The organism is Microbacterium sulfonylureivorans (genome assembly GCF_003999995.1).
In the GTDB taxonomy this organism is placed as follows: Bacteria; Actinomycetota; Actinomycetes; order Actinomycetales; family Microbacteriaceae; genus Microbacterium; species Microbacterium sulfonylureivorans.
This window is the reverse complement of sequence record NZ_RJAD01000002.1, coordinates 723,797-738,157: the sequence shown is the minus strand read 5'-3', so window position 1 is coordinate 738,157 and position 14,361 is coordinate 723,797. Positions and strand designations below refer to the sequence as shown.

The following is a 14,361-nucleotide window of genomic DNA, read 5'->3' as shown; positions in this document are numbered from 1 at the left end:
TCCAGGGCTACGGAGGCCGGCATGAGCCAGAACCAGAACTACCTCGCCGTCATCAAGGTGGTCGGGGTCGGCGGAGGCGGCGTCAACGCCGTCAACCGCATGATCGAGCTCGGCCTGCGAGGCGTCGAGTTCATCGCCATCAACACCGATGCGCAGGCGCTGCTCATGAGCGACGCCGACGTCAAGCTCGACGTCGGCCGCGAGCTCACCCGCGGCCTCGGCGCCGGAGCCGACCCTGAGGTCGGCCGGCGTGCGGCGGAGGACCACGCAGAGGAGATCGAGGAGGCGCTCCGCGGTGCCGACATGGTCTTCGTCACCGCCGGCGAGGGAGGCGGCACCGGCACGGGCGGCGCGCCCGTCGTGGCCAAGATCGCCAAGTCGATCGGCGCCCTGACGATCGGTGTCGTGACGAAGCCCTTCTCGTTCGAGGGCCGACGCCGCCAGCAGCAGGCAGAGACCGGTGTGGGAAAGCTCAAGGAAGAGGTCGACACACTCATCGTCGTCCCCAACGACCGTCTCCTCGAGATCAGCGACCGCGGCATCTCGATGATCGAGGCCTTCGCCACGGCAGACCAGGTGCTCCTCGCCGGTGTCCAGGGCATCACCGACCTGATCACGACCCCCGGTCTGATCAACCTCGACTTCGCCGACGTCAAGTCCGTGATGCAGGGTGCGGGCTCCGCCCTCATGGGCATCGGCTCGGCCCGCGGCGCCGATCGCGCGATCAAGGCGGCCGAGCTCGCGGTGGAGTCGCCGCTGCTCGAGGCATCGATCGAGGGCGCGCACGGAGTGCTGCTGTCGGTCCAGGGCGGGTCGAACCTCGGCATCTTCGAGATCAACGATGCCGCGCAGCTGGTCAAGGAGGCGGCGCACCCGGAGGCGAACATCATCTTCGGAACGGTCATCGACGACACGCTCGGCGACGAGGTCAGGGTCACCGTGATCGCCGCGGGCTTCGACGGCGGCGAGCCGCAGCAGCGCATCGAGCCGATCACGGCCTCGCGCGTCGTGTCTGCCCCCGCAGTGCCGGCGCTGCCGGCCGACGAGGCCGCCAAGGACCGCGACGCGGAGCCGGTGCCGGTCGGTGCCGCGCTTCCCGAGTCGTCGTTCGACTCGGCGTTCGGCGACGACGACCTCGACATCCCCGACTTCCTCAAATAGACGCTGCACGACGGGCTCAGAGACCGACACGACCGTGCCAGATTTCACTGAGCCCGCCGCAACGCTATCCGCTCGCCTCGCCGGCATCGACGAGCGGATAGCGGATGCCGCGCGCGCTGCAGGCCGGGAGCCGGGCGCCATCACGCGGATCGTGGTGACCAAGTTCCACCCGGCTGCGCTCGTCGACGACCTGTACGCGCTCGGCGTGCGCGACGTGGGGGAGAACCGCCAGCAGGAGTTCTCCGCCAAGGCCGCCGAGGTCGGCGCGCTCGAGGGGCTCCGATGGCACTTCATCGGACAGGCGCAGACCAACAAGGCGCGGGCGATCAGGGCGGCGGCATCCGCCGTCCACTCGCTCGATCGCGCTCGGCTGGCCGACGCGCTCGACGCGGCCGCCCAGCCTGACTCGCCGACGCTGGACGTGCTGCTGCAGGTCAACATGACCGACGACCCCGGCCGCGGCGGCGTCGAGCCGTCGGACCTCGAGTCGCTGGCCGCGCACGCGGCCGCCCTGTCCTCGCTTCGCGTGCGCGGGATCATGGCGGTCGCGCCCCTCGACGTGCCGCCGGCGCGGGCCTTCGAGCGACTGGCATCGCTCTCGGCCACCGTCCGCGCGGTCGTCCCGGACGCCCATTGGATCTCCGCCGGCATGACGGCGGACTTCGCCGAGGCGATCGCAGCAGGCGCGACACACCTGCGGATCGGCTCGGCAATCACGGGCCCCCGGCCCCAACACGGTTAACCTCGGAACAGATGAGCACTACGGAGGATGCGATGTCGAACCCGCTCAAGAAGACCATGGTGTACCTGGGCCTCGCCGACGAGGAAGAGGTCTACGAAGAGCCTGCGCCGCAGCCGCGCGGCCGCAAGCCGGAGGCCGTCGTGGAGAAGTCCGCGCCCGTGACTCCGCTGCACCGTCCGGCGGTCGTGCGTCAGCCGTCGCCGTCCGCGATCAGCGAGATCCTCACGGTGCACCCGAAGCAGTACCGCGATGCACAGGTGATCGCCGAGAACTTCCGTGACGGCATCCCCGTCATCATCAACCTCTCCCAGATGAGCGACGCCGACGCGCGCCGTCTGATCGACTTCGCGAGCGGACTCTCGCTCGGCCTCTACGGCCGCATCGAGCGCGTGACGAGCAAGGTCTTCCTGCTCTCGCCCGAGAACGTCGCGGTGTCGGGAGACGGCACGGTCGCTCAGGCGGATCCGGAGTCCGTTCCCTTCAGTCAGCCGTAGTCTGGATCCGTGGCCGTCGTCCAACTCATCGCCTCGATCCTCAACCTGGCGCTCCTCCTCTATGTCTTCCTGTTGCTCGCGCGGCTGATCATCGACTGGATCCCGTTCTTCAACCGAGAATGGCGCCCGAAGGGCGCGGGTCTCGTCGCCGCCGAGATCGTCTACACGCTCACGGATCCGCCGATCAAGCTGTTCCGCCGCTTCATCCCGCCGCTCCGGGTGGGGGCGATCGCGATCGATTTCGGGTTCGCGCTGACCATGCTGCTTTGCTTCATCCTGCTCAGCGTCACCCGCGCCATCGCGAGCTGACATGGTGTCGCGGGCACGCCGAACTCCTTCGACACTCTCAGGGGAGCCCGACTATGCTTGCCTGATACGACCAGCCGCCGGCCGGTCGGCCCCCGACATCGGCCAGCGACCTGAGCGCTCGAAAGAGGAATCACCATGGCATTGACCCCCGATGACGTCGTCACCAAGCAGTTCCAGCACGTCCGCTTCAAGGAGGGCTTCGACCCCGATGAGGTCGACGACTTCCTCGACGAGATCGTCGTGGAGTGGCGCAAGGCCATCGCCGAAGCCGACGAGCTGAAGGCCAAGCTGGCTGCGTACGAGTCGGGTGCCGCGCCCGCGCGTGCGGCCGAGCCCGTCGCGGCTCCGGCCCCTGCCCCCGCCCCCGTCGCCGAGGCGCCCGTCGCGGCGACCGGTGCCGCGAGCGCCGGCATCATCGAGCTCGCCCAGCGCCTGCACGACGAGCACGTCGCCGAAGGCCGCGCACAGCGCGACCAGCTCATCGCCGACGCGAAGTCGCAGGCGGCGACGATCATCTCCGAGGCCGAGACGCGCGGACGCGACGAGGTCGCCAAGCTCGACCGCGAGCGTTCGCAGCTCGAGGGGCGCATCACCGAACTCCGCAACTTCGAGCGCGACTACCGCGCGCAGCTGCGCAGCTACATCGAAGGCAAGCTGCGCGACCTCGAGACCACGGCAACGTCGTCCGGCTCCACGCCGGTCTCCGCCATCGGTCTCTAGGCCGGCCCTTTGACAGGCCGAGCCCCCCTTCACAAGGCGGCGGCCGGCGCCATCATCGCGATCCTCGCGGTGCTGGTGCTGGCCGTCGACCAGTTCTCGAAGTACCTCGCGCTCGAGAACCTCCCGCTCGAGGAAGCGGTGCCGGTCCTCGGCGACTTCCTGAGCCTGTACCTCGTCAAGAATCCCGGCGCCGCGTTCTCCTTCGGTGCGGGAGCCACCTGGATCTTCACCATCGCCCTCGCGGCGGTGGCCGTGGTCATCGTCTGGCTCGCTGCCACGCGGGTGCGCTCGAGGGTGTGGGCCGTGACCCTCGGGCTGCTGCTCGGCGGCGTTCTCGGCAACCTGACGGACCGCCTGCTGCGCGAGCCCGGCTTCGCGGTCGGTCACGTGATCGACTTCATCAACACGCCGTGGATGTGGTTCTGGATGAACCCGGCCATTTACAACGTGGCCGACATTTTCATCGTGTGCGACATGATCGTGATCGCACTGCTGGTGCTGATTGGAGTTCACATGGACGGTACCCGCGAGCCGCGTCGCGGCGCGAAGGACGAGACCCTGCTCGGCGAAGGCGACGAGATGCCGCCGGGCGGACCCGTGGCGGGCTTCGGCGAGGAGTTCCCCGTCGCCGACCCGGATGCCGGCATCCCCGCCGACGAGCGCGGGCTGCCGCCGCTCTCGGAGAGCGAGCAGCGCGAGGTCGAACTCGAGGCCGACCGCGAAGCGGACGAGCGCGAGGCGGACGAGCGCCGCACCGACGTCTGACATGCCGTCACGGATGCTCCCCGTCCCGGACGGACTCGACGGCGCGCGTGTCGACCAGGCACTGGCGAAGATGCTCGGCTTCTCCCGCACCTTCGCCGCCGAAGTGGCCGAAGCCGGGGGCGTCTTCCTCGACGGGCGCGTGGCGGGCAAGTCCGACCGCGTGACCGGGGGATCGCTCCTCGACATCACCTGGACCGACCGCCAAGAGCCGACGATCGTCCCGATCGCGGTGCCTGACCTCGGCATCGCGTACGACGACGACGACATCGTCGTTGTCGACAAGCCGCCGGGCGTCGCCGCGCACCCCTCGGTGGGCTGGGAAGGACCGACGGTCCTCGGGGCCCTCGCCGCAGGGGGCTACAGGATCGCCACGACGGGTGCGGCCGAGCGTCAGGGAGTGGTCCACCGCCTCGACGTCGGCACGAGCGGGCTCATGGTCGTCGCCAAGACGGAGCACGCCTACACCGTGCTCAAGCGCGGCTTCAAGGAGCGGGAGGTCGAGAAGATCTACCACGCCGTCGTGCAGGGGCATCCCGATCCGCTCGCGGGCACGATCGACGCTCCGATCGGACGCCATCCCACGCATTCGTGGAAGTTCGCGGTGACTCCCGACGGCAAGGACTCCGTCACGCATTACGAGACCGTCGAGGCCTTCCCGCGCGCGTCGCTCCTCGAGATCCACCTCGAGACGGGCCGCACGCACCAGATCCGGGTCCACATGGCCGCGCACCGGCATCCCTGTGTCGGCGACCCGCTCTACGGCGGCGATCCGACCCTCGCGGCGAAGCTCGGCCTCACCCGCCAATGGCTGCATGCCCGCGAGCTGTCCTTCGCGCATCCGTCGTCCGGGGAGTGGGTCACCTTCACGTCCGAGTACCCTGCCGACCTCGCGCACGCCCTCGAGGTGCTGCGCGGCGACTGATGCGCGTGTCGGATGCCGGTGCCAGGCTGGCTCCGTGACGACGACGCTGACCACAGTGCTGCAGCGGAGATTCTCGCTGTCCGATGAGCTGTACGTCGATCTGGTGGCCGGACTTCCACCGGGCGCGCTCGCCCGGCGACTCGGCGAGCTGCCGTCGAATGCGATCGGCGCCCAACTGTGGTGTGTGCTCGGCGCACGCGAGAGCTACGTCCGCGCCGCGCGCGCCGGCGGCTGGCAGGGCTTCACGTCGCCGGTCACGGCCGCCGAGGCGACGGATGCCGCGGCCCTCCACTCCGCCTTCGTCACGACCTCGGCCACGGTCGCCGGGTTCCTCGACGAGCTCGACGCGGACGACGAGCAGGCACTGACCTACGCCCTGGCTCTGCTCGAGCACGAGACGCAGCATCACGGGCAGCTGATCCGCTACCTCTACGGGCTCGGAATGGCGAGGCCGTCGTCCTGGCAGCGGCGGTACGCATTGGACGGAGACTGAGATGGCCGTCGATGTGCGTCCCGCCGAGATCTTCGCCGATGTGAAGACGATGGTGGGCCCGAAACGGCCCGATGCCGACGTCTGCTGGTGCCTGAGCTACCGAGTTTCGAGCAAGGAGAACCAGAGCCTGCACAGGACTCAGCGCGGCGATCGGGTGCGAGAGCTCATGAAGTCCGGACCGCCGGGCGTCCTCGCGTACGACGGCGACGAGGTCGTCGGCTGGGCTGCCGTGCACCCGCGCTCCGACACATCGTTCGCGACAAATCGGAAGATCCCGCACGTCGACGATCTCGAGGTGTGGAGCGTGTGGTGCATCCGGGTGAGACCCGGTCACCGCGGCAAGGGCATCTCGCACGCGCTTCTGCGCGGAGCCGTCGATTTCGCGCAGCGGAACGGGGCGCCCGCGATCGAGGGCTACCCCGTCGACAACAAGGGCGAGAAGGTCGACCTCACGATGGCCTATGTCGGCACGCGCGAGCTGTTCCAGAAGGCCGGTTTCCGCAAGGCCGCCGACACCGAGTCGGTGCTCAACGGGTTTCCTCGCGTCCTGATGCGACTCGACCTCCGCTAGAGCATCTCTCGCCGGTCGCGTTCACCGGCCGCCGAGGAACTGGGCGGGGTCGTCCTCGGCTATCGCCAGTGCGACCCTGCGGACCTGGGTCTGGTCGAGCTCGCCCATCTCGCCGAGCCCGAACCAGCCCACCTCCGTGAGCTCACCGTCGGCGGGGTGGGGCTCACCCGACACCCAGGTGCACCGGAAGACCAGATCGAGATAGTCGACCTGGTCGCCGTTCGCGTACGTGATCCGGGGGACGGTCTGCACGAGCGCCAGGCGCTCGGCGCGGACGACGACCCCCGCCTCTTCGAGGCACTCGCGCACGGCGGCGTCGGCGGGCTCCTCGCCGGGGTCGACGATGCCCGACACCGACTGCCAGGCGCCGTTGTCGGCGCGGCGGCCGAGGAGCACCTTCTCGTCGCGGAACACGACCGCCGTCACTCCGACGAGCGGCAGCGGCGCCGCGCCGATCTTCTCGCGGAGGGCGGTGACGAAGTCGGGAATGGCCATGTCTCTCACCCTAGGCCGAGCCGCGAACGCGTCGCTGACCCGGAGAGACGACCTCGAACCTTCACCGTTCTGTTGAGGGTGAATCGACCTCGCCGAGCAGTCGCCGGGGCGCGCGCGAGCCCGGTCGCGACGTCCGACCTGATCCGTAGACTCGATCCGTGGCATCCGACTCCTTCGTTCACCTGCACGTGCACAGCGAGTACTCGATGCTCGACGGAGCGGCGCGCATCGGCCCCATGGTCCAGGAGGCCGTGCGGCTCGAGATGCCCGCGATCGCGGTCACCGACCACGGCAACACCTTCGCTGCGTACGAGTTCTACAAGACCGCCAAGGACGCGGGCATCAAGCCGATCATCGGGATCGAGGCCTATGTCACGCCGGGGACGCACCGCTCCGACAAGGCCCGCGTGCGCTGGGGAACGCCGGAGCAGAACGACGACGACGTCTCGGGCTCGGGCGCGTACACGCACATGACCCTGCTGTCCCAGACGACCGAAGGCATGCACAACCTCTTCCGGCTGTCGTCCAAGGCGTCGATGGAGGGCTACTACTTCAAGCCCCGCATGGACCGCGAGCTGCTGCAGCGGTACGGCAAGGGACTGATCGCGACGACCGGATGCCCGTCGGGCGAGGTCCAGACCCGCCTCCGCCTCGGCCAGTACGACGCGGCGCGGGCCGCGGCCGCCGAGTTCCAGGATCTGTTCGGCAAGGAGAACTACTTCGCCGAGATCATGGATCACGGTCTCTCGATCGAGCGCCGGGTCATGACCGATCTCCTCAAGATCGCCAAGGATCTCGACATCCCCCTCGTCGCGACCAACGACCTCCACTACACGCACCAGCACGACGCGAGCAGCCATGCGGCCCTGCTGTGCGTGCAGTCCGGCTCGACGCTCGACGACCCGAAGCGATTCAAGTTCGACGGCGACGGGTACTACGTCAAGTCGTCGGCCGAGATGCGGCAGATCTTCCGCGATCACCCCGAAGCCTGCGACAACACGCTGCTCATCGCCGAGCGCTGCGACGTCGAGTTCAACACCAGCGCGAACTACATGCCGCGCTTCCCCGTTCCGCAGGGCGAGACCGAGGAGTCCTGGTTCGTCAAGGAAGTGGAGGTCGGCCTCAACGAGCGCTACCCGGCGGGCATCCCCGACGAGGTGCGGCGCCAAGCCGAGTACGAGACCGGGGTCATCGTGCAGATGGGCTTCCCCGGCTACTTCCTCGTCGTCGCCGACTTCATCAACTGGGCCAAGCGAAACGGCATCCGGGTCGGCCCGGGCCGCGGTTCGGGCGCAGGGTCCATGGCCGCCTACGCGATGAAGATCACCGACCTCGATCCACTGCAGCACGGCCTGATCTTCGAGCGCTTCCTCAATCCCGACCGTGTCTCGATGCCCGACTTCGACGTCGACTTCGACGACCGCCGCCGTGCCGAGGTCATCCAGTACGTCACGGAGAAGTACGGCGACGAGCGCGTCGCGCAGATCGTCACGTACGGGACCATCAAGGCCAAGCAGGCGCTGAAGGACGCGGGCCGGGTCCTGGGCTTCCCGTTCAGCATGGGGGAGAAGCTCACCAAGGCCATGCCACCGGCCGTGATGGGCAAGGACATGCCGCTCGAGGGCATGTTCGACAAGGACCACCCGCGGTTCAAGGAGGCATCCGAGTTCCGCGCGCTGATCGAGACGGATGCCGAGGCGAAGACCGTCTTCGACACCGCTGTGGGCCTGGAGAACCTCAAGCGCCAGTGGGGTGTGCACGCCGCCGGCGTCATCATGTCGTCCGAGCCCCTGATCGACATCATCCCGATCATGAAGCGCGAGCAGGACGGCCAGATCGTCACGCAGTTCGACTACCCGGCATGCGAGTCGCTCGGACTCATCAAGATGGACTTCCTGGGGCTTCGCAACCTCACGATCATCAACGACGCCCTCGACAACATCGAGGCCAACCGCGGGCATCCGCTCGTCCTCGAAGACCTGTCGCTCGACGACCCGGAGTCGTACGAGCTGCTGTCGCGGGGCGACACGCTCGGCGTGTTCCAGCTCGACGGCGGCCCGATGCGCTCCCTCCTGCGACTCATGAAGCCCGACAACTTCGAGGACATCTCGGCCGTCATCGCGCTGTACCGTCCGGGCCCGATGGGTGCGAACTCACATATCAACTACGCACTGCGCAAGAACGGCCAGCAGGAGATCACCCCGATCCACGAGCAGTTCAAGGAGTCGCTCTCCGAGATCCTCGACACCAGCTACGGCCTGATCATCTATCAGGAGCAGGTGATGGCGATCGCGCAGAAGGTCGCCGGGTTCAGCCTCGGACAGGCCGACATCCTCCGCCGTGCGATGGGCAAGAAGAAGAAGTCCGAGCTGGACAAGCAGTTCGAGGGCTTCCAGGCCGGCATGCATGCGAACGGGTACACCGACGAGGCGGTCCAGAAGCTGTGGGAGATCCTGCTCCCGTTCTCCGACTACGCCTTCAACAAAGCGCACTCCGCGGCGTACGGCCTGGTGTCGTACTGGACGGCGTACCTGAAGGCGCACTATCCCGCCGAGTACATGGCCGCGCTCCTGACGAGCGTCGGCGACTCCAAGGACAAGATGGCCGTGTATCTCAACGAGTGCCGCCGCATGGGCATCAGAGTCCTTCCGCCGGATGTCGGCCAGTCGATCCGATACTTCGCGGCCGTCGGCGAAGACATCCGCTTCGGGCTCGGCGCCGTGCGCAACGTGGGCTCCAACGTGGTCGACGGCATCGTCGCGGCACGCGCGGACGAGAGCTTCGCGAGCTTCCACGACTTCCTCACGAAGGTCCCGGTCCATGTCGCGAACAAGCGCACGGTGGAGTCGCTGATCAAGGCGGGAGCGTTCGACTCCCTCGGGTCGACCCGGCGAGCACTGATGGAGATCCACGAGGACGCCACGGAAGCGGCCGTCGACGCCAAGCGGAAGGCAGCCACCGGAGCCATCGGGTTCGACTTCGACAGCCTGTACGACGAGGCGGAGGAGGTCATGCCCGCGAAGGTCCCCGAGCGGCCCGAGTGGACGAAGAAGGACAAGCTCGCGTTCGAGCGCGAGATGCTCGGACTGTATGTCTCGGATCACCCTCTCGCGGGGCTCGAGATCCCGCTCGCGAAGCACGCGTCCACCAGCATCCATGACCTCCTCTCGTCCGAGGACGTCAACGACGGCGACCAGGTGACCGTCGCAGGCCTCGTCACCAGCGTGCAGCATCGCGTCGCCAAAGCGAGCGGCAACCCGTACGGCATGATCACGGTCGAGGACTTCAACGGCGAGGTCACCGTGATGTTCATGGGCAAGACCTACACCGAGTTCTCCTCCATGCTCGTCGCCGACTCGATCCTGGTCGTCCGCGGTCGCGTCTCGCGTCGCGACGACGGGCTGAACCTGCACGCGCAGTCCGCGTTCGCGCCGGACCTGGGGACCATGGATGCCTCCGGACCGCTCGTGCTGATGATGCCCGAGCGACGCGCGAACGAGGCGATCATCGGAGAGCTCCTGCAGATGCTCGACCGTCACAAGGGCGAGACCGAGGTGACGGTGAAGCTGCATTCGGGCTCCGTCGCCAAGGTGTTCGAGGTCCCGCACCAGGTGCGGCTGACCGCCGATCTGTACGGCGAGCTGAAGGGCCTCCTCGGGCCGCAGTGCCTCGGCTGAGGCAGCCGCCATCTCATTTCCGTCTCATGAGGCGTGAGTACCATGACAACGACGTACGCCGCCCTGGAGCGGCCGGAAGGGAATATCGTGACCGACGATCAGCTGGATGAGGATTTCGACGTCGAAGAGGCGGCCGTGCACACCGAGGAGCCCCCGCAGTACGGGGTGGGTCCCTTCTCGATCCGCGAGGTCGTCCTCGCCGGTGTCTGGCTGGTCGCCTTCGTGGTCTCGTTCTTCTCCATCGCAGAGGTCCGCTTCGAGTCGGTCTGGACGTCGGGCATCGGGTGGATCCTGACGATCGGCGTCCCGACGGTCGCGGTGTTCCTCATCGTGCTGCGTCGGCTCTCGCCCGACGGCATCCGCCGGGTCGGCTCGCTCGGCATCGACCAGTTCGCATCCGTCGCGTTCTCGGTGGCCTCCCTCGTCTGGCTCCAGCTGGTGTGGGAGACCGTCGCCTTCGCGATCGATGAGGGATTCTGGGCCCGCACCTGGGTGATCTGGGTCGAGCTCGTCCTCATGCTCGTGGGCGTCGTGCTGACCGTGTTCGCCGCGCTGATCCCGCTGTTCGAGCAGGACTTCCGCGGCCGCGCAGAGATCCCCGCCCACCGCAACGCGCGCCCGATCCGTCCGGTCTCGCCGCGCCCCGCGGCGCAGCCGCGTGCGGCCGAGCCCGATGCGAACGACTTCGCCGCCTACGCCCCGCCGGGTCCTCAGCCTGAGCAGCCCGCGGGCGCAGCCGCTGTGGGCGCGGTCGCCGAGCCGACCGCCGAGACCACCGCCTTCGAGCCGATCCAGTCGCGCGACACCTTCGAGCCCGTCGAGACGCCGTCGGCGACCGTCGAGCCGGCGGAAGAGCCCGCAGTGCGTCAGCAGGCGTTCTGGGCACTCGTCCCCGAGTCGCGCGACGTCGTCGACGAGATCGGAATCCCGGTGTTCCGCATCGGCCCCTCGGCCTGGGCCCTCGTGATCGAGGACCGCGGCGAGGCGTTCGTGGTCCGTCACGAAGACGGGCGCATCGGCTACCTGCACGACGTCTCGGGCGTCACACGCGGCTGATGCCCGCGGTTGCAGCGCTAGCGTAGAAGGATGCTCCGGACGATCGATCTGCGCGGGCGTGCGCTCTCACCCGCCGAACTGCTCGAGGCGGTGCCGCGGGCGACCGCGGCGCGCGAGGAGGCCCTCGCCACCGCGGCCCGGATCGTCGGTGACGTCGCCTCGCATGGCGAGACGGCGCTCCGCGACCAGGCCGAGCGGTTCGACGGGGTGACCGGGCACGACATCCGTGTTCCCGCCGCTCACCTCGACGAGGCGCTGGCGTCGCTCGACCCGGCCGTGCGCGCTGCGCTCGAAGAGGCGATCGCCCGGGTGCGCGAGGCATCCGCCGCCCAGGTCCCCGCTCCGATGACCACCGAGCTCGGGCCGGGGGCCCGGGTGACGCAGCGCTGGCAGCCCGTCCGTCGCGTCGGGCTGTACGTGCCCGGCGGCAAGGCCGTCTACCCGTCGAGTGTCGTGATGAATGTCGTGCCGGCACAGGTCGCCGGCGTGTCCGAGATCGCGCTCGCCTCGCCGCCTCAGCGCGAGCACGGCGGGCGCGTGCACCCCGTCATCCTCGGCGCCGCGAAGCTGCTCGGCGTCGAAGAGGTCTACGCGATGGGCGGCGCCGGCGCCATCGGCGCGCTCGCGCACGGCGTTGCAGGGCTCGGGCTCGATCCCGTCGACGTCGTCACCGGTCCCGGCAACAACTTCGTGGCGGCGGCCAAGCGCGCGGTCGCAGGCCTGGTGGGGACGGATGCCGAGGCGGGCGCCACCGAGATCCTCATCGTCGCCGACGACTCGGCCGACCCCGTCCTGGTCGCGGTCGACCTCATCAGCCAGGCGGAGCACGACGAGCAGGCGTCCGCCGTGCTCGTCACGGCATCGGAGCGACTCGCCGGTCGGGTTGCCGCCGCCATCCGCCCGCGCGCCGCGGCCACGCGCCACGCCGCCCGGGTCGAGGTCGCCCTCTCGGGTCCGCAGTCCGCGATCGTGCTCGTCGACGACCTCGCCGCCGCGACGGCGTTCAGCAACGCCTACGCACCCGAGCACCTCGAGCTGCACCTGGATGCTCCGCGCCCCGAGGACTTCGTCCATGCCGGCGCGGTGTTCGTCGGACCGGACTCGCCCGTGAGCCTCGGCGACTACCTCGCGGGGAGCAACCACGTCCTTCCGACCGGGGGACAGGCGCGCTATTCGGCGGGGCTGTCGGCCGCCACGTTCCTCCGGCCGCAGCAGGTGATCGAGTACGATCGGGCCGCGCTCGGAGCCGTCCGCGACGCGATCGTCGTGCTGGCGGAGGCGGAGGCGCTGCCCGCGCACGGCGAGGCCGTCGTCGCCCGGTTCGAGTCGCCCGCCGGCTGACGAGGCGTAGTCTGTCTCTGCCATGCACTGCCCGTTCTGCCGCCACCCCGACTCACGAGTCATCGATTCGCGCACGAGCGACGACGGACTCAGCATCCGTCGGCGTCGTCAGTGTCCGGAGTGCGGAGGTCGCTTCACGACGAGCGAGACCGCGAGCCTGAACGTGATCAAACGGTCCGGCGTGATCGAGCCGTTCAGTCGCGAGAAGGTGATGTCCGGTGTGCGCAAGGCGTGTCAGGGCAGACCGGTGACCGAGGCCGATCTGGCCGTCCTGGCCCAGACGGTGGAGGAGACCGTCCGGCAGACGGGCGCGTCGCAGCTCGATACCAACGAGATCGGTCTCGCGATCCTCGGGCCGCTGCGCGAGCTCGACGAGGTCGCCTACCTGCGGTTCGCGAGCGTCTATCAGGCGTTCGACTCACTCGAGGACTTCGAGTCGGCGATCGAACTGCTGCGCGCCGACCACCACCGGCATCGCCACGCCCAGTCAGCGGCATCCGACTCCGCCGGCTGAACCCGTCGTCGGGGGCCGGGGGAGCGACCGGATAGCCTGGAGGGGATGTATCCCCTCCTCTTCCGGACCGTCCTCTCGCGCATGGACCCCGAGACCGCGCACCACGCGGCCATGGCCGTCATCAGGGTCGTCGGCGTCCGCCCGTTCTCCTGGGCCGCACGCGTCCTGACCCGGCCCGAGCCGCAGCTCGCCACCACGGCCCTGGGGCTCGCGTTCGACTCGCCCTTCGGCGTCGCCGCCGGTTTCGACAAGGACGTGAAGGGAGCCGCCGGACTGTTCGCGCTCGGCTTCGGCCACGTCGAGTTGGGCACTCTCACCGCGATCGCGCAGGAGGGCAACCCGCGCCCGCGGCTCTTCCGCCTCATTCCCGACCGGGCGGTCGTCAATCGCATGGGGTTCAACAACCACGGCGCCGAGGCAGCGGCCGTCCGCCTGGCGAAGCTGCGCCGTCGCAGTCGCCGCGGGGTGATCGGCGTGAACATCGGCAAGAGCCGCGTGGTGGACGTCGACGACGCCACGGCGGACTACGTGCGCAGCGCGACGCTGCTCGCACCCCTCGCGGACTATCTCGTGGTCAACGTCTCCTCGCCCAACACCCCGGGCCTGCGCGGTCTGCAGGCGGTCGAGACGCTGCGCCCGCTTCTGGCCGCCGTGCACGCAGCCGCAGGACCCACTCCGCTGCTGGTCAAGATCGCCCCCGACCTGCCCGATGACGAGGTCACGGCGGTCGCGCGCCTCGCCGTCGACCTGGGCCTCGCGGGCATCATCGCGACGAACACCACGATCTCCAGAGACGGACTCGTCACCGATCCCGCGGTGGTCGCCGCGGCGGGCGACGGGGGTCTGTCGGGCGCTCCGCTCAAGGCGCGCGCCCTCGAGGTGCTCCGTCTCGTCCGCGCCGCTGTCCCGGCGGAGTTCTGCGTGGTGTCGGTCGGCGGCGTCGAGACCGCAGACGACGTGCGCGAGCGCATGGATGCCGGAGCCACCCTGGTGCAGGGTTACACGGCGTTCCTCTACCGCGGTCCGCTCTGGGCGCGTCAGATCAACCGCGGACTGGCGCGCAAGGGCTGACGCGACCTCCCCGGCGAGAGACTGCGGGGA

The 14,361-nt window shown here is 69.1% G+C and carries 14 protein-coding genes and 1 pseudogene; 14 read left to right on the top strand and 1 reads right to left on the bottom strand.

Going from position 1 to position 14,361, the window contains the following annotated elements; translation table 11 throughout:
* Positions 1-21: 21 nt before the first annotated feature.
* The 9 genes and pseudogenes from ftsZ (at position 22) to EER34_RS13035 (ending at position 6,177) form a co-directional block, all read left to right on the top strand.
* Complete coding sequence (ftsZ, locus tag EER34_RS13075; RefSeq protein WP_127475453.1) at positions 22-1,161, top strand: cell division protein FtsZ; 1,140 nt, start codon at positions 22-24, stop codon at positions 1,159-1,161.
* Between the two features lie 34 nt (positions 1,162-1,195).
* Entirely contained in the window at positions 1,196-1,903 is a 708-nt protein-coding gene (locus EER34_RS13070) for a YggS family pyridoxal phosphate-dependent enzyme (RefSeq protein ID WP_127475451.1), read from the top strand.
* A gap of 32 nt (positions 1,904-1,935) precedes the next feature.
* Entirely contained in the window at positions 1,936-2,397 is a 462-nt protein-coding gene (locus EER34_RS13065) for a cell division protein SepF (protein WP_127475679.1), read from the top strand.
* Between the two features lie 9 nt (positions 2,398-2,406).
* Positions 2,407-2,706 (top strand): YggT family protein, encoded by a 300-nt coding sequence (locus EER34_RS13060; RefSeq protein WP_127475450.1) that lies wholly within the window; start codon positions 2,407-2,409, stop codon positions 2,704-2,706.
* Positions 2,707-2,841: 135 nt separating this feature from the next.
* Positions 2,842-3,426, top strand: coding sequence for a DivIVA domain-containing protein (locus tag EER34_RS13055; protein WP_127475448.1), 585 nt, complete (start codon positions 2,842-2,844; stop codon positions 3,424-3,426).
* Between the two features lie 9 nt (positions 3,427-3,435).
* Positions 3,436-3,996 (top strand): annotated as a pseudogene (gene lspA, locus EER34_RS17765) (signal peptidase II); the annotation flags it as partial.
* A 196-nt stretch (positions 3,997-4,192) separates the two neighbouring features.
* Positions 4,193-5,113: an RluA family pseudouridine synthase gene (locus EER34_RS13045; protein WP_127475446.1), complete on the top strand. Its 921-nt coding sequence runs from the start codon at positions 4,193-4,195 to the stop codon at positions 5,111-5,113.
* Positions 5,114-5,147: 34 nt separating this feature from the next.
* Positions 5,148-5,606 carry a hypothetical protein gene (locus EER34_RS13040; protein ID WP_127475444.1) on the top strand — a complete coding sequence of 153 codons (459 nt, stop codon included), beginning with the start codon at positions 5,148-5,150 and terminating at the stop codon, positions 5,604-5,606.
* A 1-nt stretch (position 5,607) separates the two neighbouring features.
* On the top strand, positions 5,608-6,177 hold the full coding sequence (locus EER34_RS13035) for a GNAT family N-acetyltransferase (RefSeq protein ID WP_127475443.1): 570 nt from the start codon (positions 5,608-5,610) through the stop codon (positions 6,175-6,177).
* A 21-nt stretch (positions 6,178-6,198) separates the two neighbouring features.
* Here EER34_RS13035 and EER34_RS13030 read toward each other — a convergent pair whose 3' ends face one another.
* A complete protein-coding gene (locus tag EER34_RS13030; RefSeq protein WP_127475441.1) occupies positions 6,199-6,672 on the bottom strand; it encodes an NUDIX hydrolase in 474 nt (157 codons plus the stop codon).
* 206 nt (positions 6,673-6,878) lie between these two features.
* On the opposite strand from EER34_RS13030, the gene dnaE reads away from it, so the two are divergent.
* The 5 genes from dnaE to EER34_RS13005 all read left to right on the top strand — a co-directional run bounded on the left by dnaE (position 6,879) and on the right by EER34_RS13005 (position 14,331).
* A complete protein-coding gene (gene dnaE, locus EER34_RS13025) occupies positions 6,879-10,349 on the top strand; it encodes a DNA polymerase III subunit alpha (RefSeq protein WP_240642363.1) in 3,471 nt (1,156 codons plus the stop codon).
* 87 nt (positions 10,350-10,436) lie between these two features.
* A complete protein-coding gene (locus tag EER34_RS13020; protein ID WP_240642321.1) occupies positions 10,437-11,405 on the top strand; it encodes a hypothetical protein in 969 nt (322 codons plus the stop codon).
* Between the two features lie 30 nt (positions 11,406-11,435).
* Positions 11,436-12,746: a histidinol dehydrogenase gene (hisD, locus tag EER34_RS13015; RefSeq protein ID WP_127475438.1), complete on the top strand. Its 1,311-nt coding sequence runs from the start codon at positions 11,436-11,438 to the stop codon at positions 12,744-12,746.
* A 22-nt stretch (positions 12,747-12,768) separates the two neighbouring features.
* Positions 12,769-13,260: a transcriptional regulator NrdR gene (gene nrdR / locus EER34_RS13010; RefSeq protein ID WP_127475436.1), complete on the top strand. Its 492-nt coding sequence runs from the start codon at positions 12,769-12,771 to the stop codon at positions 13,258-13,260.
* Between the two features lie 45 nt (positions 13,261-13,305).
* A complete protein-coding gene (locus EER34_RS13005; protein ID WP_127475434.1) occupies positions 13,306-14,331 on the top strand; it encodes a quinone-dependent dihydroorotate dehydrogenase in 1,026 nt (341 codons plus the stop codon).
* Positions 14,332-14,361: the final 30 nt, after the last annotated feature.